22 protein-coding genes and 1 tRNA gene are annotated in these 21,971 nt (G+C 34.9%); 10 read left to right on the top strand and 13 right to left on the bottom strand.

Annotated features, from left to right (window positions below):
* The first annotated feature begins 45 nt into the window (after positions 1-45).
* Complete coding sequence (gene upp, locus JMA43_RS03085; protein ID WP_342154835.1) at positions 46-702, top strand: uracil phosphoribosyltransferase; 657 nt, start codon at positions 46-48, stop codon at positions 700-702.
* On the opposite strand, the gene JMA43_RS03090 is transcribed toward upp, so the two are convergent.
* Entirely contained in the window at positions 691-1,614 is a 924-nt protein-coding gene (locus tag JMA43_RS03090; RefSeq protein ID WP_342154836.1) for a DUF6427 family protein, read from the bottom strand. The two genes, upp and JMA43_RS03090, sit on opposite strands and share 12 nt — an antisense overlap.
* A gap of 48 nt (positions 1,615-1,662) precedes the next feature.
* Here JMA43_RS03090 and JMA43_RS03095 point away from each other — a divergent pair, with 48 nt between their 5' ends.
* Positions 1,663-1,872, top strand: coding sequence for a DUF6341 family protein (locus tag JMA43_RS03095; protein ID WP_342154838.1), 210 nt, complete (start codon positions 1,663-1,665; stop codon positions 1,870-1,872).
* A 72-nt stretch (positions 1,873-1,944) separates the two neighbouring features.
* Here JMA43_RS03095 and JMA43_RS03100 read toward each other — a convergent pair whose 3' ends face one another.
* The 4 genes from JMA43_RS03100 to JMA43_RS03115 all read right to left on the bottom strand — a co-directional run bounded on the left by JMA43_RS03100 (position 1,945) and on the right by JMA43_RS03115 (position 7,214).
* Positions 1,945-3,012, bottom strand: coding sequence for a hypothetical protein (locus JMA43_RS03100; protein WP_342154840.1), 1,068 nt, complete (start codon positions 3,010-3,012; stop codon positions 1,945-1,947).
* Between the two features lie 5 nt (positions 3,013-3,017).
* Entirely contained in the window at positions 3,018-4,709 is a 1,692-nt protein-coding gene (locus tag JMA43_RS03105) for a DUF6909 family protein (protein ID WP_342154842.1), read from the bottom strand.
* A gap of 129 nt (positions 4,710-4,838) precedes the next feature.
* On the bottom strand, positions 4,839-6,338 hold the full coding sequence (locus JMA43_RS03110; protein WP_342154844.1) for a GH3 auxin-responsive promoter family protein: 1,500 nt from the start codon (positions 6,336-6,338) through the stop codon (positions 4,839-4,841).
* Positions 6,339-6,344: 6 nt separating this feature from the next.
* Positions 6,345-7,214, bottom strand: coding sequence for a M23 family metallopeptidase (locus JMA43_RS03115; RefSeq protein ID WP_342154846.1), 870 nt, complete (start codon positions 7,212-7,214; stop codon positions 6,345-6,347).
* A gap of 180 nt (positions 7,215-7,394) precedes the next feature.
* Here JMA43_RS03115 and tatA point away from each other — a divergent pair, with 180 nt between their 5' ends.
* Positions 7,395-7,592, top strand: coding sequence for a twin-arginine translocase TatA/TatE family subunit (tatA, locus tag JMA43_RS03120; protein WP_342154848.1), 198 nt, complete (start codon positions 7,395-7,397; stop codon positions 7,590-7,592).
* Between the two features lie 144 nt (positions 7,593-7,736).
* Here the strand turns inward: tatA and JMA43_RS03125 are convergent, their stop codons facing one another.
* The 3 genes from JMA43_RS03125 to JMA43_RS03135 all read right to left on the bottom strand — a co-directional run bounded on the left by JMA43_RS03125 (position 7,737) and on the right by JMA43_RS03135 (position 11,722).
* Positions 7,737-8,747 (bottom strand): DUF4837 family protein, encoded by a 1,011-nt coding sequence (locus JMA43_RS03125; RefSeq protein ID WP_342154850.1) that lies wholly within the window; start codon positions 8,745-8,747, stop codon positions 7,737-7,739.
* Positions 8,748-8,803: 56 nt separating this feature from the next.
* A complete protein-coding gene (locus tag JMA43_RS03130) occupies positions 8,804-10,384 on the bottom strand; it encodes a lytic transglycosylase domain-containing protein (RefSeq protein WP_342154852.1) in 1,581 nt (526 codons plus the stop codon).
* 147 nt (positions 10,385-10,531) lie between these two features.
* Positions 10,532-11,722 (bottom strand): phosphoglycerate kinase, encoded by a 1,191-nt coding sequence (locus JMA43_RS03135; RefSeq protein WP_342154854.1) that lies wholly within the window; start codon positions 11,720-11,722, stop codon positions 10,532-10,534.
* Positions 11,723-11,925: 203 nt separating this feature from the next.
* On the opposite strand from JMA43_RS03135, the gene JMA43_RS03140 reads away from it, so the two are divergent.
* Complete coding sequence (locus JMA43_RS03140) at positions 11,926-13,074, top strand: DNA polymerase III subunit (RefSeq protein ID WP_342154856.1); 1,149 nt, start codon at positions 11,926-11,928, stop codon at positions 13,072-13,074.
* Here JMA43_RS03140 and JMA43_RS03145 read toward each other — a convergent pair whose 3' ends face one another.
* From JMA43_RS03145 to JMA43_RS03165, 5 genes are all read right to left on the bottom strand, one after another.
* Positions 13,075-14,793, bottom strand: a complete 1,719-nt coding sequence (locus JMA43_RS03145) for a GMC family oxidoreductase (RefSeq protein WP_342154858.1) — start codon at positions 14,791-14,793, stop codon at positions 13,075-13,077.
* Positions 14,786-15,340, bottom strand: a complete 555-nt coding sequence (locus tag JMA43_RS03150; protein ID WP_342154860.1) for a gluconate 2-dehydrogenase subunit 3 family protein — start codon at positions 15,338-15,340, stop codon at positions 14,786-14,788. The genes JMA43_RS03145 and JMA43_RS03150 overlap by 8 nt, the downstream gene beginning before the upstream one ends.
* 216 nt (positions 15,341-15,556) lie before the next feature.
* Positions 15,557-15,627: transfer RNA gene (locus tag JMA43_RS03155), tRNA-Cys, on the bottom strand.
* A 72-nt stretch (positions 15,628-15,699) separates the two neighbouring features.
* The gene (gene folB, locus JMA43_RS03160) at positions 15,700-16,056 is read right to left on the bottom strand and encodes a dihydroneopterin aldolase (protein WP_342154862.1); all 357 of its coding nucleotides are present in this window, start codon (positions 16,054-16,056) and stop codon (positions 15,700-15,702) included.
* Positions 16,057-16,135: 79 nt separating this feature from the next.
* On the bottom strand, positions 16,136-17,185 hold the full coding sequence (locus JMA43_RS03165; RefSeq protein WP_342154864.1) for a ferredoxin--NADP reductase: 1,050 nt from the start codon (positions 17,183-17,185) through the stop codon (positions 16,136-16,138).
* A gap of 124 nt (positions 17,186-17,309) precedes the next feature.
* On the opposite strand from JMA43_RS03165, the gene JMA43_RS03170 reads away from it, so the two are divergent.
* The 6 genes from JMA43_RS03170 (at position 17,310) to JMA43_RS03195 (ending at position 21,968) form a co-directional block, all read left to right on the top strand.
* Positions 17,310-17,648, top strand: a complete 339-nt coding sequence (locus JMA43_RS03170; protein ID WP_342154866.1) for a PadR family transcriptional regulator — start codon at positions 17,310-17,312, stop codon at positions 17,646-17,648.
* Positions 17,649-17,661: 13 nt separating this feature from the next.
* The gene (locus JMA43_RS03175) at positions 17,662-18,330 is read left to right on the top strand and encodes a hypothetical protein (protein WP_342154868.1); all 669 of its coding nucleotides are present in this window, start codon (positions 17,662-17,664) and stop codon (positions 18,328-18,330) included.
* Entirely contained in the window at positions 18,327-18,971 is a 645-nt protein-coding gene (locus tag JMA43_RS03180) for a hypothetical protein (protein WP_342154869.1), read from the top strand. The genes JMA43_RS03175 and JMA43_RS03180 overlap by 4 nt, the downstream gene beginning before the upstream one ends.
* Positions 18,972-18,974: 3 nt before the next feature.
* Positions 18,975-19,673, top strand: a complete 699-nt coding sequence (locus tag JMA43_RS03185; RefSeq protein WP_342154871.1) for a hypothetical protein — start codon at positions 18,975-18,977, stop codon at positions 19,671-19,673.
* Between the two features lie 89 nt (positions 19,674-19,762).
* Entirely contained in the window at positions 19,763-21,235 is a 1,473-nt protein-coding gene (locus JMA43_RS03190; RefSeq protein ID WP_342154873.1) for a DUF5687 family protein, read from the top strand.
* A gap of 4 nt (positions 21,236-21,239) precedes the next feature.
* Positions 21,240-21,968: an ABC transporter ATP-binding protein gene (locus JMA43_RS03195; RefSeq protein WP_342154875.1), complete on the top strand. Its 729-nt coding sequence runs from the start codon at positions 21,240-21,242 to the stop codon at positions 21,966-21,968.
* The last annotated feature ends 3 nt before the right edge of the window (positions 21,969-21,971 follow it).

Here is a 21,971-nt window from a genome sequence, read left to right on the forward strand (position 1 = left end):
TAGAGAATGTGTAAATTTGAAAGAAGAAATTAAGGAAGCACACCTATGGAAATCTATAATTTAAGCCAAACAAACTCAGTTGCAAACCATTTTTTAGCCGATTTACGAAATGTAAATACGCAAACCGATAGGATGCGCTTTCGAAGAAATATTGAGCGTATTGGTGAGATTTTAGCGTATGAAATGAGTAAAACGTTATTTTTTTCTTCGGAAGAAATTCAGACGCCTCTAGCAAAAAGTGAAGCCTCATTGATAAAAGAAAAGCTCATTATTTGTTCGATTTTGCGTGCTGGAATTCCGTTACACAACGGATTATTGAATTATTTAGATTGGGCAGATTCTTCGTTTATTTCGGCATATCGCTATCATACTTCCGAAAACGAATTTGAAATTAACGTAGAATATTTGGCATCGCAAAGTTTAGATGAAAAGGTATTGATACTTGCCGACCCCATGTTGGCAACGGGACAGTCGCTTTTAGCAACTTTTGAAGCTCTAACCAAAGTCGGATTGCCAAAGGAAGTGCATGTGGTTTCGGTTATTGGAGCGCAAGCGGGAATCGATTTTTTAAAAGACAAACTTCCTTCAGGCACAAAACTTTGGATAGGCGCTATTGATGAGAAACTCAATGAAAAAGGATACATCGTTCCTGGTTTAGGCGATGCGGGCGATTTGGCTTATGGCGAAAAGCTACAAAAATAAAACTACGTAAGGCACAACGATAAATGCCCAAATAAAGGCTTCTTTAAGCCATACTTTTTGAATGTTTTCAACACATTTTGCCAAAATTACCGAAAGAGGAAAGAGCAAAAATATGAGTTCTGACATGTTGTTGTTTTCAGATATTAATGCGATAAGTGTTGCTATAACAAGCATAATCATAATTAAAATTCCAGGAACTCTTGTTACGAACGATTTGTTTTGCTTCCGCAGAAAAAACGCAATCGTACTCCAAATTCCCATGATGACCATAAATATTATTGGAACGATAAAGCGCATTTGCGTATACTTTTCGAAATCAAATTCAGCAGAAAAAATAAAAAAGCTATAAAACTTTTCAAGGTTATCGGTAAGGTAACAAGTAGTGAAAACGATAATTAAAACAATGAGTAAAGTCACGAAAGGTATGAGCGAGTTTCTATAATCGTTTTTTTTGTATAAAATGATGCTGGCAAAAACGAGGAGTATAAAAAGTAGCGACCAACTGTAAAATAAGGTTGCAACAAAAATCCATAAGGAGGCATCAAATATTTTAATTTCTACGTCTTTGTTAGAACGAATACTTACAAGTCTTCTAAACGAAAGCAGTACAAAAAGGTTGGCAATGATGATGTTGGTTTCGCCAAAAAGCTTTGGAAATAAACAATTCAGCAACACAAAAAAGAGCAGTGTAAACGAATTACTTTTGGTTAAAAAATTCTTCCGATTTATAAAGTCGATGATAAATAAAGAAGCAATTGTGATACTTAACGATTGAAATAAATTGAAAATTGCAGTTTGCGAAAACGGCTCGTCTGTATAGAAAAAATAGCTCCCAACAAGGAATAAAGATGTATAAATACAAAGAATTATAAAATTTATCGGATTAGTTCTTTCAAAAATGCTTGATATCATGCTGGGTTTTTGTATTTTTGCGCTGTAAATTTAATATATCTTTTACTGATGAGTGACTTTTTCTATGCTATTCAGGATTTATTTGAAAACGTTTTGTTTATTCCATTAAACGCTTTACGTTTTTTAGACAGCTGGTGGTTATCTAATGCGATTAACTGCGTATTTATTATTATTGGTTTTATTGCCTTTGGTTATTGGATGAAACAAATGAAGATTTTCAGTGAGCAAGAACAAGACACTTACAAGCCAATTCAATAAGCGTTTAAAATATTTTTCTATATAAAAAAATCCTATCAATTCGATAGGATTTTTTATTGCTTGTATTTTACTTTAGCTTTTTTGCTGTGCGTTATAAGTTTTCAAAAACTTATTTAATTCTAATAGCGATAATGCTAGTAATAGTAACCCTAACAACGCTACTGGCACTAAGAACATATATCTCTGGAAAACATTTTTAACCTCAACCCCTCTTCTTGGAAAATCTGAAATAACATTAATAATTTCAGATTTATTTGCTCTTTCTTGGTTTAAGTCAACTAAGTCTTGTTTGATTTTATCGATTTGTCTAATTAAAGCAAGTTCTTTGTTTTGCTCAGAATTGCCATTTTCACCTAAGCTGATATTTGTTCCAGTCATTGGTTTATTAGCTTCTTTTTCCATCACTCTTTTGTAGAGTCCTTGAAGTGAGTCGATTTCTACCAACTGTCTTTTTAAGATACTGTCTTGTAGCGTAAGGTTTAATTGACGAATATTTTTCTGAATCTTAAAATAATCGTTATTCGAAATGGATTTAATAATCGGACCTTGAATTTTCTTAGCAACTTTATTATCGGTAGCTTTTACAACAACAGTATGAAAACGAGCATCGAAAGAATTGAAGTTATTTAAAAACTTCTCCATATCAATAGCTTTCTGAGTTGTAGTATCTAAACTTCTAACAAACTGGTCAAAAAGTTGGATTTTTTGATTTTCATCAGAATACGATTCTACTTCAATAGATTTAATACTACCTGCTTCTGAAGGTGATATACTAAATGCTTCAGCAAGGGCAACAGAGTCTTTCGCATCTGCTAACTCACCATAAAAATTAATATTGTTGTATAGCTGTTGTACACTTTGAAAGTTTGGTTCTAATACCATAGTTGATGAATACACTGGTACTTTCGAATAATCTAGATAACCCCCAATTACAACCCCAATAATTCCAGCGATTACAAATTTGATAATATGCTTTTGGATAAAAAGCATAAAACCGATAATAAGTCCAAAGAAACCTTTTATGATATCTCCAATAAATTTGAAGAACTTCCTAAATCCGTCTCCAATAAGTTTAAACAATTGCCCTAAATCAATTTCTTCTGAACCATTGTTTTGGTTTGGTTGAACATTCTCGCTCATATTTGTTAATTGTTTTTAAAGATTTGTTCTAATATTTTCTTGGTTATTAAATAGGTGGGTTTTACCCCTGTTATTCCTAAACCTCCAGAAGCTAAAGTGCTTCCTGTTTCTAAAGGATTGTCGGATGCGTAATAAGCATAGCGAACTTTAATATCTTCAGAAATGCTTTTTCTAATTTTTGATGCCGACTGGATGGCTTTTTGATAATGAGCTCCTTCCATTTCTAGTCCGATTACGTTCCAAGTACTATCGTAAAAAAACTTTAAAATGTCTTTGTTTTGCAAGGATGTTCCTAATACACTTATCATCGTACCTTCAAAAACACGAAGTCCGTTTCCTTCAAAATCACTCGCAGATAATTCGTTTTTAAACGGATAATTATCGGCTGTTCCTTCAAAAATATGCGCATTCGGAATCATTAAATCACCTTTTCCACCTTCTAAAATTCCTGCTTTCCCCATGATAGAAATCGAGTCGATATTCATAAACTCTTTTTCTTCTCCCTTCGATTTGTATGGTTTTAAAAGCTCATCAATAGTTTCATACGCTTGTTCTCCAAAGGCATAATCCATTACAAAAAGTACTGGCATTTCGTCCTTTCCAATCGAAGTGTCAAAACTAAAATTTATTTTGTCAAAATCAATCTTTGAAGTATCAAAAATTTGCACATCGATATTTGTACCCGAACTATCGTCAATACTTATCATTCCGTTTTTCTCGGCATAAGCTTTTACTTTGCTACGCAGGGAAGAACTTTCTGGCTGACTCAACATTTCATACACATCGTATTCGTTTTTTTGACTGCTGAATTCTTTCTTTAAGACTGCAGATGCAAAAATTGAGTTCATAACGCTGTGCATATTGGCACTGATAATATGTATTGGGCGGTGTAAAAGATTATTTTTCTTTAAAATACTTTTGATGTTGTTGGCCCAAATCTCTCCATGGATGTGGTGTCCCAAACGCTCTCGTAAAACCGGACTAAACGTAATGGTTCTTTTATTGCCGTCAATCAATTCTTCTAAAGCAATTTTACCCATCCAGTACACGATTTGTAAAAAGCGCTCCGGATTTTCTTTGGAGGTAAATACTTTGTGTGCCGCCAAACATTCTTCAAAAGTTCTGCCTAAGATACTAGCAGCATGACTCAATGCAATTTCTCGTTCGTGTGCTGTAAGTTTACTTTTCAGAACAGCTTCTTCTAATTTTTGCCAATCTCTAATTGTTTGCCCAGACTCTTCAATAAAAACATTGTCTGCAATTTTATGAGATTCAATAAACAAAAAAGTAAGATGCGTTAAAATATCGTAGATATCCGACCGTCCTCTGGTAATTTCAATATTCATTTGGTCTTCATCAATACGGTAACAATTTCTTCTTCGTTTTGGCGGAACAATCACCTCAAAACTAGAGTTTTTGTATCCTTCTTCCGAAGTTAAATTGATATATCGACATTGTTCTATTCCTACAGGAAGTCGGTCCAAGATATACACCAAACCGTTGAGTTCTACTTTTGGTTCTGCAACCGAACCGTATATTTCTGGACGTAATTGTAATAAAGATTCTCGCAACGTTTCTCCAGAAACACCCATGGGTTTGTAAAAACCGCGGTTAAAAAGGTGTCTCATAGCGATATACATTCGCTCGATAGCTCCCGAAGATTCTTGAGCTCGTGTTCTGGCTTTTATTTTACTCATAAGATCTTTTACTGAACAAAAATACAAGTTCTTTTTTAATTTACTTGTTTTTTATACAGAGATGCTCATTTTTTAACCGAAGAAACCTATAAAAAATCGAAAATTGACTCACAATTTGAAGTCGAAACCTTATTTTTTTGTAAAACCTTCTAGCACATCGGCAATTTTTCTGTCGTTTGCCAAGCGCTGTACTTTGTTTTGTCCGCCTAATTTTCCTTGCGATTTCATATAACTTTGGAAAGCACCAGTTTCTAATCGGGTTATTTTTAATTGCTGAAGGACTTTTCCTTGAATTAAATCGAAGTAATAACTGTTTTGTTGCTGAAGGACTTCATCTATTTTTTTTGAAAAGCCTTCCATATCTGATGGTTCTTTTTCAAATTCAATAAACCACTCGTGGTATGGAAGTTCGTCCGTTTTTGGAGTTATTTGTGGAGCTACTGTAAATTCGTTGATAAAAGCGTCAAAAGCAGTGATTGCTTCTTTCATAGCTTGTTCTACTTCTTTGGCAATAACATGTTCTCCAAATGCCGAGATAAAGTGTTTTATCCTTCCAGAAACAATTACACGATACGGTTTTAGCGAAGTAAATTGCACCGTGTCTCCTACGTTGTAACTCCAAAGTCCTGCATTGGTCGAGATAATCAAAACGTAATTTACACCAAGCTCAACATCTTTTAATGTGATTCTCTTAGGGTTTTCAGTATAAAAATCGTCAGCTTTGATAAACTCATAAAAAATGCCACTGTTTAGTAATAACAGCATGCCTTTTTCTGTTTGTGAGTCTTGATAAGCAAAGAAACCTTCACTTGCGGGAAAGAGCTCTATACTGTCTACTTTTCGTCCGATTAATGATTCGAATTTGGCACGGTAGGGTTCAAAATTTACGCCTCCGTAGATAAACAGATTGAAATTTTTAAAAACGTCGCCTATTTTTTTTGTTGTTTTCTGCTGAATACGTTCAAAATACATTTGTACCCAAGATGGAATTCCGCTAATTACCGTCATGTTTTCAGGAAGCGTTTCCTCAACAATAGCGTCTACTTTGGTTTCCCAGTCGTCAATACAATTGGTTTCCCAACTTGGAAGTCTGTTTTTTTGAAGATATCCTGGTACATAATGCGCTACAATACCCGAAAGTCGGCCGAGCTTAATTCCGTTTTTCTCCTGTAGAATCGGACTTCCTTGCAAGAAAATCATTTTTCCATCTACAAAATCAGCATTCCCAGTTTCGTGTATGTAATTTAAAATAGCATTTCTCGCAGATTCGATGTGCGAAGGCATCGATTCTTTGGTAATAGGTATGTATTTAGCTCCAGAAGTAGTTCCAGAAGTTTTGGCAAAATACAATGGTTTTTCAGGCCAAAGAATGTCTTTTTCACCAGCAACTACTTTTTCAACATAAGGTTTTAGCGCTTCGTAGTCTCTAACAGGGACTTCATTTACAAAGTCTTCAAAAGTTTCGATATTTTCGAAATGATGGTCTCTTCCGAAGCTAGTATTTTTGGCCGTATCGATAAGGTTTTTAAAAACCTTTTGTTGTGTTTCAATAGGGTTTGTTATCCATTGTTGGTTTTGGTAATGGACGTATTTGGCAAATATTTTGGCTGCAAACGACTTTAAGGACATATAGGTTTATTCAAAATCAATGTAATCGGTTGGGTCTACAGGATAACCTTCGCTCCAAAGTTCGAAATGGAGGTGAGGCCCTGTTGTGAGTTCGCCAGTGTTTCCGATAATGGCAATTACTTCACCAGCTTTTACTTGGTTTCCTTGACTTACACTCAATGACGAATTGTGCTTGTAAACAGAAATTAAGCCTCCGCCGTGTTCAATAATACAAACATAACCAGTTTCGGCAGTCCATTCAGCAAAAATTACCATTCCGTCTGCAACGGCTTTTATAGGAGTGTCTTTTGGTGCCAAAATATCAATAGCATAATGCTTTTCTTTGGCATTGTATTGTTGTGATAAAGTTCCGTTTACTGGCGGAAATAACACAAAGTCGGTACTCGGTGTAGCCGATTCAAAAATGTTGTATTTATCTTCAATAGCAACGCGCTCGCGTAAAAGCGAATCTTGCTTGCTTGGACTTAGATTTATTTTGATGGTATCTTTTCTGAATTCTTCTAAAAGCGAATCTTTATGAATTTCTTGCGTATTGATTTCGCCTCTTAAAACTTTTTGAATTTTATCGAAATACAAATCGTTTGCGTGCATTTGCGCTGTTAAGGAGTCGGCTTTATAGGTTAAATCCATAGCGCGTCTCTTTAAAGTTGTTGAAGAATACCCCGGAATGTATTCGCGCAGTGGCGTAAATGCAATTAAAATAGTAGTGAAAGCAATGATGAATACCGAAAATAAAGTGCCTAGCACAAAAACATTAAGCCTGTTAAGTTTAAATGAAAGTTTTTCTTCGAAGGTATCTTCATTTAAAATAACAAGTCTGTATTTGTGCAACAGCTTTTTCCGGATGTGCTTTCTCTTTTTTTTCTTCTTAGTCATCATCAGCAAATATAAATATTAGGATGGTATGTAGCTTTCTGTTTCTAAATATTTGTTTTTATTTAACGTGAAAGTAAATACTAATTGTGTGTTTAATGCGGTAAAAGTGACGATTTTAAGAAAAAATGTAACCTAGTCTATACATTTCTTAGTACATTTGTTTTTCTAAAATATTTTAAAATGATATCATTAAACATTTTTCTAGGAATGATAGGTCCATGGCAAATAGCAGTAGTAGTAATTTTAGTATTATTATTGTTTGGAGGGAAGAAAATTCCTGAGTTAATGCGTGGTCTAGGAAGCGGTATCAAAGAGTTTAAAGATGCCTCTAGAGAAGACGATGAACCTACAACAAATCAGAAGAAAGAGAACAACTAATTTTTAACGTTCTTTTGCATACGATTTTATGAGCTTAGGTTAAATGCATTACGCTTTTGTAATTACACTAACCAAAAAAGTCCATTTATAAATACAATTGTTTATAAATGGACTTTTTTTATGTCTTGTGAAAACGATTAATTACTACTTATTAGCAACATCTTCTTTGTTTTCATCGTTGAATTTTAGTGTTTTTAAAACAGCTTCCAACTCAAACATATAGTCTCTTTTATTGGTAGATGGCGCAAAGGTAAATCCTTCTAAAACCAAAAGTCTGTTATTAGGTTTGTCTTCAACAATGTAATTGATAAACGGTCCTGCCATGGCAAAGTTTTTAACTTCCCACATTCCTTTGGTTTCTATAGCTTTTCTTCCGGCAATTTCAGTATCAAAAACATAAGGCGCATAAGCTTGCTCGGTAATCATGTACATACCTTCTCTTCTTCCAGGCACATATTTTTGCCCAATAGAATCGCGCATTTTAATAATGGCATCAACACGCGTAGAATCAGAAGGGATACTGTTTAGTGGCATTTCGTACACCAAAATATTCATGGTTCCTTTTCTTATTTGACGCTCAATCCAAAAGAAATTTCCTTCTTGTTTTGCTATTTTATAAATAGACGGCATGGTTAAAGAAATTCCAAGCTCTTCCGATAATGCAGTTTCTTTGTTTAAAGAGCGTGTAAATCTATGCTGACTCTCACGAATGTCGTTTGCCTTAAACGCATCGATAATTTCTGGAGCCGTATTGGCAATTTCTTCTATAATTTTATCTGAAGTAGTAGCTTTTACCACACCAACTTTTTGGGGTTTTGCAAACATATTTGTGCGTAGTGCTGCAACTTCTGCAGTGTCTTTTTGAACATATAAAATGTTTCGGCTATTTCTTGTAGACCCAGTAAAAACTTCAATCGGAATTTGGTGGATATTAAACAAAGGCTCTTCTTGCGGAAGTCCCAATACACTCGCTGCATAATATTTTCTGATGGAATCTCCAACACGTCCATTCCACATATCATTGTCTATCACAACAGCAAGGGTGTTGATAGCTCCAACGGAATCTGGAAGAAACTTTTCTTCATTTTCTTCGGAAGACTTTTTGCAAGATAGCACCAGTAAAAAGACTGCAATTCCTAATAAAATTTTTCTCATGGTTTTAGGTTTTAGCGTAAATTAAACTTCAAAAAAAGGTGCTAATTTTTAAAAAACTAGCACTTACAAAGTACCAATTTGGTACCAGGTGTTAATTTACTACCGCTAATATCGTTCCATTCTTGAATATTTTTAACAGAAATTCCAGGAAATTTCTTTGCAATGCTCCAAAGAGAGTCACCACTTCGAACAACATATTCTTTGGAAGCGCTTTTACTGCTAGTGTTAGACGATTTTTGAGTGCTGCTCGCCACAGGTTTTTTAGGATAAATAATTAAGCGTTGCCCAATACGAATATTGTTGTTTCTTAATCCGTTCCAACGTTTTAATTCGCTTACACGCACACCATATTTCTCAGCAATCTTCCCTAAAACATCGCCACTTTTAACTTTATAACGAATTTGAGCACTTGTTTCAACCAATTCTGGAAGTGGTTTTTCTTTCTGAAGCAACTCTTTCTCTACACGAGCATAAATAGAATCTTCGTTGGCTACAAAACGGCCAATTGCTTTTCTCGGCAGGCGAAGGGTGTAATTTTTGTTATCGATAAACGGAATGATATCGAGTTTATAAGAAGGATTGAAAAATTGTACTTCTTCACGGTCTACTTCTAAATACTCCGAAATTTGATCGAAAGTGATGAGTTTTTTAATGCGTACCGTATCGGTTTCAAAATAAGCTGCTTCAGCACCATAATCTTCAAAACCGTGCTCTTTGGCGTATTCCATAATATACATGGTTGCTAAAAATGCAGGAACATAGCCAGCAGTTTCTCTTGGTAAATATGGTCTTAAATTCCAATAATTACTAGAGCCACCGCTTCTTCTAATTGCTTTATTTACGTTTCCAGGACCCGAGTTGTAGGCTGCAAGTGCCAAATCCCAATCGCCAAACATTTCGTACAGCTTTCCTAAGTATTTACAAGCTGCTTCGGTAGAGCGGATAGGGTCGCTACGTTCGTCAACATAACTACTTACATCGAGGCCGTACATTTTTCCGGTAGGATACATAAATTGCCAAATTCCAGTAGCACCAACTCTCGATTTTGCTTTTGGGTTTAAGGCAGATTCTATCACTGCCAAATATTTCATTTCTAACGGGATGTCGTAGTTGTCGAGGGCTTGTTCAAATAGCGGAAAGTAAAACTTACTTCGCGCCATTACGCGCGTTAAAAATGCTCGTTTGTTTTTCAAGAACATTTTAATAACGCTTTCTAACGATGGGTTGTACTCTACATTAAAAGGCGTTTTTTGGTTGAGTTTCGCCAATCGAACTTTTAGTGTGTCGGTAGGAAGGTCAACATCGTTTACAGGCTCGAAAGTTAAATTGGTAATATCTGTGTAAATTGTATCGTACAGACCAGCGTTTAGAAATTCGCTCATCCAGATACTGTCTATTTTTTTTGCCTGCGGATGGTCGGCATATCCATAGGTTTTTAATTCTTTAGCAATTACATATTTTGTTCCGTCGACTAAAACAGAATCGCTTTCTTGAAGAATTTCTTGGTCTACAACATTTAAACTGTCGCTAGAAATTTCTAGAGTTTCAAGATTTTTTTGAAGGTTGCTTTTTGGTTGTTGGGCGAAGGCGAGGGAGCCAAAAGTACTGATTAATAGCACTGTGAAAACGTTCTTCATTAATCAAATAGGTTTATTGTTTTCTTATACAATTTGTAAAAATCGTATTTTTTTCAATTAAAAACATATCAAATTTGTTAAAAAAATAAAGCCTTTCGAAGTTCCGAAAGGCTTTATGGTATGATTTTGTGTTGTATGATTGGAAAATTACGCTAAAATAGCAGCAATTCCAGGAAGTGTTTTTCCTTCTAGGCTTTCGAGCATTGCGCCTCCACCTGTAGAAACATAACTTACTTTATCTTCAAAACCGAATTGCTTTACAGCAGCAACAGAGTCACCTCCACCTACTAAAGAGAAAGCGCCGTTTTTTGTAGCTTCTTCAATAAAACTTCCGATAGCGATGGTTCCTTTAGAAAAGGTTTCCATTTCAAAAACACCAACTGGACCATTCCAAAGTATTGTTTTTGATTGTAAAATAACTTCTTTAAAGTTTTGTAGTGTTTGTGGCCCAGCGTCTAAACCTTGCCATCCGTCTGGAATTTCGTTTACTGGAGTAACTTGTGTTTCTGCATCGTTATTAAAATCGTCGGCAGCAACAACATCTACTGGTAAATGTACTTTTACACCTTTTGCTTCAGCTTCTTTTAAAATCTCTAAAGCAAGCGCTTGTTTGTCGTCTTCGCAAATAGAATCTCCAATTTTTCCGCCTTGAGCTTTTACAAACGTATATGTCATTCCACCACCAATAATAAGGTGGTCTACTTTGTCTAAAATATTTTCAATAATGGTAATTTTTGAAGAAACCTTAGAACCTCCTAAAATTGCAGTTACAGGTTTTTCTCCGCTTTCCATTACTTTAGCAATCGACTCGATTTCTTTTGCCATTAAGTACCCAAAACATTTGTTTTCACCAAAGTATTTTGCAACAACAGTTGTCGATGCGTGCGCTCTGTGAGCAGTTCCAAAAGCATCGTTTACGTAGATGTCTCCAAGTTTTGAAAGTCCTTCAGCAAATGTTTCTTCTCCTTTTTCTTCTTCTTCATGAAAACGTAAATTCTCCAATAAAAGCACTTCACCTGGTTGTAAAGCTGCAACAGCCTCTTCAGCAACTCTACCAACACATTTGTCGATAAATTTTACTTGTACACCAATAATTTCAGAAGCTTTTTTTGCTAGATGCGTTAAAGACATATCATCTCTAACTTCACCTTTTGGGCGTCCTAAGTGGCTCATTAAAACTGCGCTCCCACCATCTTCTAAAATTTTAATGATTGTTGGTTTTGCAGCTTCGATACGGTTGGTATCTGTAATGTTAAACTCAGCGTCTAAAGGCACGTTAAAGTCTACACGAATTAATGCTTTTTTATTTTCGAAATTAAAATCGTCTATCGTCTTCATCTTATAATAGGGTTAATTAAGTGGCAAATTTAACTATTTATCGTTAGCTGAGAAAACACCTTTTTGTTATATAAAGTTAAATCGGTATTAAATTATTTACAGCAGTTTTCTTTTCTTCAGCATTGAAAGATACTATCTTTTATGAAACTTACATTTGTAGAAACAAACTTTAAAAGTTACTTTCACACCTTAAATAAATTACCATGCTTTTTAGCGAAGTTTTAGGGCAATCTCACATAAAAAAACACTTAACGTATAGTGCCGATAATGGCCGAATTCCACATGCACAACTTTTTGTTGGTCCTGAGGGAAGCGGAATTTTACCAATGGCAATTGCCTATGCGCAATATATTTTGTGTGGCAATACCAACGAAGAAAATAACACAGGACGCGAAGCGTGTAATTTAAAATTCAACAATCTTTCGCATCCCGATTTGCATTTTGCTTTTCCGGTTGCTGTTACCGATACCGTAAAGAACCATCCTGTAAGTAGCAAGTTTTTAACCGAATGGCGCACTTTTGTAAAAGAACAGCCTTACGGAAACTTGTTTGATTGGTATAAAGTGCTTGATATTGAAAAAAAGCAAGGTCAAATTGGTGTTGATGAAGCTGAAGACATTGTAAAAAAACTTTCGCTTAAAGCTTACGAAGGTGGTTATAAAGTAATGATTATTTGGATGGCCGATAGGATGCACAATTCTGCCGCCAATAAATTATTAAAACTGATAGAAGAGCCGCCAAACAAGACTTTTTTTATTTTAATTGCTGAAGACGAAGGGCAAATTATACAAACCATTCGCTCGCGTTGTCAAGTATTGCATTTTCCGCCACTTGCAGAAAGTGTAATTGCGGAAGCTCTAGAAGTCAATGGAACCGACGCCAATAAAGCATTGAAAATTGCGCATCAAGCTAATGGAAATTTTAATAAGGCACTCGATTTAATTCATCAAAACTCTGAAGATTTGGTGTTTGAAAAATGGTTTGTTACCTGGGTACGTGCCGCCTTTAGAGCCCGTGGGAACAAAGCTGTTATTCATAATTTAATAAGTTGGAGTGAAGAAGTTTCTACTACTAACAGAGAAACTCAAAAACGATTTTTACTTTTCTGTTTGGATGTTTTTAGGCAAGCCCTGCTTATTAACTATCAAGCGAGTGAGCTAACATATATCGATTTTTCTGCGGATAATTTTCAGTTAGAAAAATTTGCACCCTTTGTGCATGGAAATAACATCCTCGAAATTACAAAAGAACTCGAAGATGCTATTTATCATGTGGGACGTAACGGAAACGGTAAAATAATCTTCACCGACCTTTCTATTAAGTTGACAAGATTATTGCATGTGAAAGAGTAATTAAGCAACTCCTTTCTTCGATTCTTTAATTGCATGATCACAAGCTCTTGCTGTTAGCGCCATATAGGTTAACGACGGGTTTTGAGTTGCAGTAGAGGTCATGCAAGCACCATCGGTAACATATACATTTTTACATGCGTGTAATTGATTCCATTTGTTTAATAAAGATGTTTTTGGGTCTTTCCCCATGCGTACACCCCCCATTTCATGGATGTCTAACCCAGGCGCTTTGTCTGGTACGTCGTGAGCTTTAATATTTGTAAATCCGGCTGCTTCAAACATTTCTGTAAATTGTTCAACATAATCGGTAATCATTTTTTCATCATTGTCGTCATAATCCAAATTGATACGTAAAAGCGGAATTCCGTATTGGTCTGTTTTTTCAGTGTCTAAACTCAAAGTACTTTCTTCTTTCGGAATAGTTTCTCCCATCATATGAGAGCCTACACGCCAGTTTCCGTATTCCGGACTTATCAAACTTTGTTTCAGTTCTTCTCCTAATCCGTCGGCATGTTGAATAACTTGACGGTAAGCACCAAAACCTGCAGCATACCCTCTTAAAAAGTTAGTTTCTTGTTTTTCTACATTCCTAAACCTAGGGATGTAGCCACTTGTTGGTCTTCTTCCTTCAGTAGTAATATCTAAATTTCCGTCGTATTCTGCACTCATACTCACCCTATAATTATGAAAGGCAATGTATTTTCCTAAAAGTCCGTTGTCGTTACCCAATCCATTTGGAAAACGATTCGACTTAGAGTTGAGTAAAATCATATTCGAGTTAAAAGCACTCGCGTTGAGGAATATCACAGGAGCGAAATATTCGGTAGTTTCCTTTGTGTTAGCATCAATCACTACTACGCCTGTAGCCTTTTCTTGTTTATCGTCGTAAATAATAGAATGTACTACGGCATTGTGTTTCATTGTTAAATTCCCTGTTTTTTGAGCCCAAGGAATAGTGCTAGCGTTACTGCTAAAGTAACCTCCAAAGGGGCATCCACGACGACATAAATCGCGGGTTTGGCACATAGCTCTTCCTTGTTTCATGAAGATTTCTTTGTTTTCTGTAATGTGCGCGCAACGCCCATAAATAACATGTCGTTGGTTGTTGTATTTTTTGGCAACTACTTTTTTGAAATATTCTTCGGTTGGATTTAGCCCCATCGATTTTAAAAATTCTCCATCTGGCAGTATATCCAAGCCGTCGTACTCCCCCGAAATTCCTACAAACTTTTCAACATAACTGTACCAAGGCGCTAAGTCTTTGTAACGAATTGGCCAGTCTACAGCAAAGCCATCGCGGGCTGGACCTTCAAAATCATAATCGCTTATACGTTGTGTTTGGCGTGCCCAAAGCAAAGATTTCCCTCCTGTTTGATATCCGCGAATCCAATCGAAAGGCTTTTCTTGAATGTAAGGTTGCTCTTTATCTTTTGTGAAAAAGTGTTGCGAATCTTCCATGAAATTATAACATCTAGCTGCAATCGGATTTTCCTTTTGAGCATCAAAAGTAGTTTTATTGGCATGTTTTAATTCCCACGGCATTTTGTTGGTAGTAGGATAGTCTTTAATATGTGTAACATCTCTACCGCGTTCTAATACTAAGGTTTTCAATCCTTTTTCGGTAAATTCTTTAGCAGCCCAACCGCCACTCATTCCAGAGCCAATTACAATGGCATCAAATGTGTTGTTTTTTGTACTGTCTATATTAAAATTAGGCATTGATATTTATTTTATCGGTTGGGTTAATTGTTTTAGATTTATATGAAAAGGCGCCAGGAATAAGTTTATACGGCATCAAATTCGTCATGTAGTATTCGCTGTTTTTATAGCCCCACACAGCTGTGTTTTTTGTAGTATGCAAAAAGCTTAAAACTTGGGGATTTAAACTTTCGCTTTGCATCATTTCTTTTAGGACTGTTAGTTTTTCTTCAGCATTCAAATCGGTAAAATCATCCCCATAATTCTCTTTCACTGTAGTATTGAAGCTTCTTAGTCCAGCTAAGTATGTGTTTTGTGTTTCAGTATCAGAACAGTCGTCTAGCATTACCCAAACAAAATTCTGAATTTTAAGAGAAACTCCGCCTGGAGTGTCTGTTTCTGGAAGCATGGTGTCGATAATTTCTTCTAAAAGAATTTCCTCTTCTTCAGAAATTTTAAGTTTATTTAGAACAATTGGTGTGCGTTTGTCTAGAAAACTACATGAAGGTACAAGCATTAAGCCACCCGTGATGAGTCCCAAGCTTTTGAGGGCATTCCGTCTTTTCATTTAATTTGCTTTAGGTAGTTAGTTAGGTTTTAATTCTGTTGAATTGTTAGTAAATATAAATATTAAGTTGCATAAACCTAAAAAGATGATATGTTTTTTATTAAAATGAAAATATAACTGCTAATTTTCTGAAACAGGAAGGGTGATGGTAAATTGGCTTTCTCGGATAGATTGCATAAAAAAATCCACCTTTATGTAAAGATGGATTTTTTGTTGAGGCATCGAGCGGATTCGAACCGCTGTACAAGGTTTTGCAGACCTCTGCCTAGCCACTCGGCCACGATGCCCTTTTTCGGTTGGCAAATGTAATAAAAATATTATTCTTTAACCAAAAGTATTTTTAAAAACGAAAATTGGGATTATCTGCTCAATGTCATTTCGATAGTTACTTGCTCTACGTTTCCTCCAATTGGCGGATTGATTTTAGAAACAGCAACAGTAGCTTCGTCTGTAATTTCAATTTCGGCTAAAATTCGGTCTAAAATACGCTTGGCAACATGCTCTAAAAGTTTTGAGCGGATGGCCATTTCTTCTTTTACAATTCGGTTTATTTGCACGTAATCTACTGTATCTTTAAGTTGGTCGCTCGCCGCCGAAGGTTGTAAATTTGCTTTTACAGCAACATCCACACGGTAGTCGCTTCCTATTTTTCCTTCTTCTACCAAGCACCCATGGTAGGCGTAAACTTGTATGTTGGTTACTTTTATAATTCCCACAATTGTAAATTTATAGTTGTTAATTACCTAAAACCTAAAACCTAGAGCTTACAGCCTAAAGCCTAAAGCTTTTTTAATACTAAACATCATCAAAATCTAAAGCGATAGTTTCTGTAGTTGGATGCGCTTGACAGGTAAGAATTAAACCTTCGGCTATTTCTCCATCAGTTAGAATTTGATTTTTAATCATGGTTACTTTTCCTTCCGTTAAGCGAGCCACACAACTGCTACAAATTCCACCTTGACACGAATATGGCGCATCGAGGTCTTCTTCTAAAACGGCATCTAGCACACGTTTTTTACGATCCATAACAAATTCCGACTCTTCATCGTCTAGCAATACTTTAACTTTGGTTTTACCATCGTCTACCGTAGTTGGAGCTTCTGAAGTTTCGTCTGAAGATGTAAAGTGTTCGATGTGTATTTTTTCATCTGAAACACCATTTTCTTTTAAAGTTTCCGAAGTGGCTTCAATCATAGCTTCTGGACCACAAATGTAAAAAGCATCGAAAGGTGTTTCTTTGTGCTTGTTTTTCAGTATAAAATTAATCGTTGAGCGTTCAATACGTCCAAATAAAGCACCTTCTTCTTCGGTTTGGCTGTATACAAATTGTGCGCTTAAACGTTCTGGAAATTCCTTCAGTAAGGAAGTTAATTCTTGGTGAAACATGGTTTCTGCCAACGATTTATTTCCGTAAACCAACATAAAATGTTTATCGGTGTTTTGCAATACATCCTTGATAATACTCATAATTGGCGTAATACCACTACCCGCAACAAAAGCGACAACGTTTTGCCCTATAAATGTGTTGTTGTTGAAAGTAAAACGACCTTCTGGCGCGTGTACTTCAAAGGTGTCGCCAACTTGAATGTGCTGTGCGAATTTCGAAAATGTTCCGTTTGGCATTTCTTTAATACCTACAGAAATATTGGTTTCATCTGTACTCGAACAGATGGAATACGAACGGCGAACTTCTTTCCCTTCGATTTCTTTTTTAATGGTAATGTATTGTCCTGGTGTAAATTGAAAAGTATCTTTTAGGTTTTCAGGAATTTCAAAAGTAATTACAATTGCTTTTGGTGTGGTTTTATGTGTCGCTATAACTTTAAGCGAATGAAAATGAGTCATCAATAAATAATTTTTGCAAAAATAACGATTGCATTTACTTTTTGAAATGCGATTAAGAAAAATTTATACATAAAATTCTTAGGTATTAATAAATTTTCTATATTTGAATGAATATCAATTACAAATGAGTAACTCAAAACTATATAAAGGAAGTTTAAACACCATCATTTTAAAGCTTTTAGAAGAAAATACAAAAATGTATGGTTACGAAATTACGCAAAAGGTAAAAGCGCTTACCAAAGGCGAACTCGAAATTACCGAAGGCGCACTTTACCCAGCTTTGCACAAATTGGAAGCCGAAGGTTTGCTTGATGTTGAGGTTGTAAAAGTGGATAACCGAATGCGTAAATATTACAAATTAACCCAAAAAGGAACCACTGAAACCGCTAATAGATTGTCGGAACTTGAGAGTTTTATTAGAAATATGGAGCATTTGGTAAATCCTAAATGGAGTATTGATTAAAAATGATTTTGTAATGAAGTTAACAAAAGAACAAATACAGACTATTGAATATGCCCTAGGAAAAAGAGGTGTAGATTATATTGATTTAAAATATGAGTTACTAGACCATATTGCTACTGAAGTAGAACAATTAATGACTGATGATGCTACAATTTCTTTTGAAGAAGCATGTAATATTGCTTTTGAAAAATGGAAAGGCACATTAAAAACATCGAGTAGTTTTTGGTTGGGAATTGTGCACTCAGCACCTAAAATTGTAATAGATAGTTGTGTGTCTATCGTTAAAGATTTAACATATAAACTTATTGGTTATGGTGTTTTGATTTCGCTTCTTATATTTTTAATACTGAAAGTGTATCCTTTAGAATTTTCCGATAGTTTGTTAATTGTAATTGGTGTTTTACAATATGCTATTGGAACTGCACTTTTAGTTTTATTTTTAATCATAAAACGTTCAAATTACAAAACAAGTTACAGCTTTGTATTTAATGTAAATGCCATACCTTTCGCTTTGTATTATGTACTTTTTAATGTTGGTTTTGAGTTCTATGTTGTTAAAAGTCAAGATTTTGATTTAATTAATATTTTTATTCAGGTTTTAATGATACTTTATCCAATTTATGGATATAGAATGTTTAAAAAACATTTTGAATCGCGTAAAAACATATTAACTACAGCATGATTTTAACCAAAGAAGAAATAAAGTTTATCGATAATTATTTGCTGAATGAAGGTGTTGACTATTTAGATGTTAGAGCGGAAATGGTCGACCATGTTGCTTCTGGGGTAGAGTTTGAAATAGTTGAAAGCCAAGTTTCTTTTTATGAAGCATTTAAAAGTTACATGATAATTCATAAAAAAGAGCTATTGCGTTACAACAAACAATTTTTGAGAGGAGTTGATTTGAATTTATTAAAAGCGTTCTTTTTAAAAGTTTTGAGTTTAGAATTTATATTGATTTTTCTGTTGAGTTATTTGCTGATGAGTTTTTTAGTTTTAAATCTGAATTCGGTTAAAATGATAAATGCTATTTCAATAACGATCTCAATAGTAGGAGGGATTCTTTACTTTGTAATTTTCTACAGGAAGAAGGAATTTAATTTCTCTGCAATTCAACGACTTGGACTAATGTTTGTCATTTTATTTCAGTTAGGAACAAGTCTTGGTAAATATTTATTCTCAATTAATTCTCTACAAGAACTCGACGGGAATATGTTTTATGTGCTAGTTGTTTTTAACTCTATTTTACTAGCGGTTTACGGTATTATGTTACGAACAGGTATTGCGTACAAAAAATATTATGAAGAACAATTTATAGGCTAAAATATGAAACTCACTCCTGAACAAACAGCGCAACTTTATGCCTTTACACGGCAACATTATGTAGAGGGGTACGATTTGCAAACCGAGTTGGTAGACCATTTGGCTAACGGAATCGAACAGCAATGGCAAGAAAATCCTACTGTTACTTTTGAGGAAGCCTTGCAAACCGAATTTAAAAAATTTGGTGTTTTTGGTTTTATGGAGGTGGTCGAAGAGCGTGAAAAAGCACTCAATAAAAAGTATTTAGGGTTTATTAAAAATCAGTTTAAAAGTTATTTTTCTTGGCCAGAAGTCGTTAAATTTTTATCGGTTTTTAGTGTGTTCTTTTTTGCATTGTATTGGGTAGAGCAAAAAGCTACAACAATGCTAGTAGTTTTAGGGTGCGTTTTTTTGTGGTCGTTATTCCGACTTTTTGTACTGCAAAGACATTTTAAAAAACGAAAACAAGAAAACAATAAAAAGTGGCTGCTCGAGCAACAAATATTTAATATTGGCGGTTTTGTAAGTGCATTAATTATGCCTTTTAATATGATGCTTCAGTTTCGATTTTTTGAACTTTTTTCGTGGTCAACACTTACCGTTTTACTTGTTAGTTGCGTGCTTACCATGTATGTTTTTCTGTTGCACATCGTGTTGTATAAAATACCAAATAAAGCCGAGCAATATCTGTTAGAAATGTATCCAGAATATGCAATGGTGTAAAATGTTCTGTAACAAATTAATAGAAACTGCTACCAATAGGTAAGAACTATAAAAATATTGAACTCATTTAAAACCATCAACCAAAACAAATGATTAAACACTTTCTTTCGCTACAATGGAAATCTTTTTTTAGGTCGGCTTCATTTGCAACAAACCTCGGAATGAAAATATTTATGGGGTTTTTGGCGCTGTACTTTATGGGAAGTTTTGCCGTTATGGGAGGCGCTTCGTATTACATTATCGAAGAAGAGCTTCAAATGGACGCTTTTGTAACCATCAACCGATTGCTAATTTACTATTTAGTGTGCGACTTGGTATTTAGGTACATGCTTCAAAAAATGCCAGTGGTTAACATCAAACCGCTTTTGTACCTTCCTTTCAGCAAAAATAAAATTGTTCACTTCAGTTTATGGAAAACAGTCATTTCATTTTTTAATATCATTCACCTGTTTTTCTTTGTTCCATTTTCTGTTGTTTTAATAATGAAAGGCTATCCGCCATTACAAGTAATTATTTGGGCAATTGCTGTTTTCGCACTTTTTTACTGCAACAATTTTATCAATATCTTTTTAAACGGAGTTAATTCGGTTTTAATAGCGGTATTTATTATCGTTGCTGCTTTGGGTGTGTGTCAATACTACGGTATTTTTGATATTACGCTATTTACAGGGCCAATTTTTGAGTCGTTCTATCACAATTCGTTTTTGGCTATTATTCCTATTCTTTTAATGCTAGCCTTGTATTTTGTAGCATTTACATATTTTAAAAAGAATTTATATCTCGATGCTGGTTTGGCAAGCAAACACCAAGAAGCTAAGGTGGAAGATTTAGATTGGTTAAATCGCTTCGGAAGTATTTCGGTATTTCTTAAAAACGACATCAAACTTATTAAAAGAAACAAACGCTCTAAAACGGCTGCCTTTATGAGTGTGTTGTTTATTTTTTACGGATTACTATTTTTTACGAATTCTCTCGAAGTGTATCAAGGAGCGCCATGGCGCATCTTTGCTTCAATTTTTGTTACGGGCGGATTTTTATTCAGCTTCGGACAATTTGTACCGAGTTGGGATAGTTCATACTATCCGTTAATGATGAGTCAAAATATTCGTTATCGCGATTACCTCGATTCTAAATGGTGGCTTATGGTTATGGTAACTGTTGTGACTACCATTTTAGCATCATTTTATTTGTACTTCGGATGGGAAATTTACCTAGCAGTTATAACAGGTGCTATTTACAACATTGGAGTTAATGCCCATATGGTACTTTGGGGAGGTGCGTATATTAAAACCCCAATCGATTTAACGAGTAATAAAAAAGCCTTTGGCGACTCGCAAGCCTTCAATGCAAAAACACTTTTGTTAACCATCCCTAAAATGATTCTTCCTGTGGTTTTGTATGCTATAGGGCATTATACCGTAGGGCCATTTTTAGGCTATTTATTGGTAATACTTGCCGGAATATTAGGGTTTGCCTTTAAAGAAAAAGTGTTCAATATTATTGAGCGAATTTATAAAACAGAGAAATACAAAACATTAGCCGCATACAAACAAAAAAATTAACACCATGATAAGTACACATAACCTTTCAAAAACATATAACGGAAATACAGTTTTAGCCATCGAAGATTTGCAAATTCCAAGCGGACAAATTTTCGGACTCGTAGGAAATAACGGAGCTGGGAAAACCACACTTTTCAGTTTGTTACTCGATTTAATTCAGCCAACTACTGGGCATATAAAAAACAACAGTATCCAAGTAAACGAAAGCGAAGATTGGAAACCGCTAACCGCTGCTTTTATCGATGAAACTTTTTTAATTGGCTATTTAACTCCTGAAGAATATTTTTATTTTATTGGAGAGTTACGCGGACAAAACAAAGAGGATATCGACAAGTTTTTGGTAGATTTTGAAGATTTTTTCCACGGAGAAATACTAGGCGGAAATAAATATTTGAGAGATTTATCTAAAGGAAATCAGAAAAAAGTAGGAATTGTAGCTGCGTTTATCGGAAGTCCAAAAGTGATTATTTTAGACGAACCTTTTGCGAACCTCGACCCTACAACTCAAATCCGTTTAAAAAAGTTAATCACCAAATTCAAAGACAATGCTGATGTTACGGTTTTAGTTTCTAGTCACGATTTGCTACATGTAACCGAAGTCTGCGAGCGCATTGTAGTTTTAGAAAAAGGAAAAACAGTAAAAGATATTCAAACATCTTCGGCAACATTAAAAGAATTAGAAACTTTTTTTGCTGAAGAAATTTTGAGTGAGACGAATAATTCTTATGTATAGTTT

The organism is Joostella sp. CR20 (assembly GCF_038433465.1).
In the GTDB taxonomy this organism is placed as follows: domain Bacteria; phylum Bacteroidota; class Bacteroidia; order Flavobacteriales; family Flavobacteriaceae; genus Galbibacter.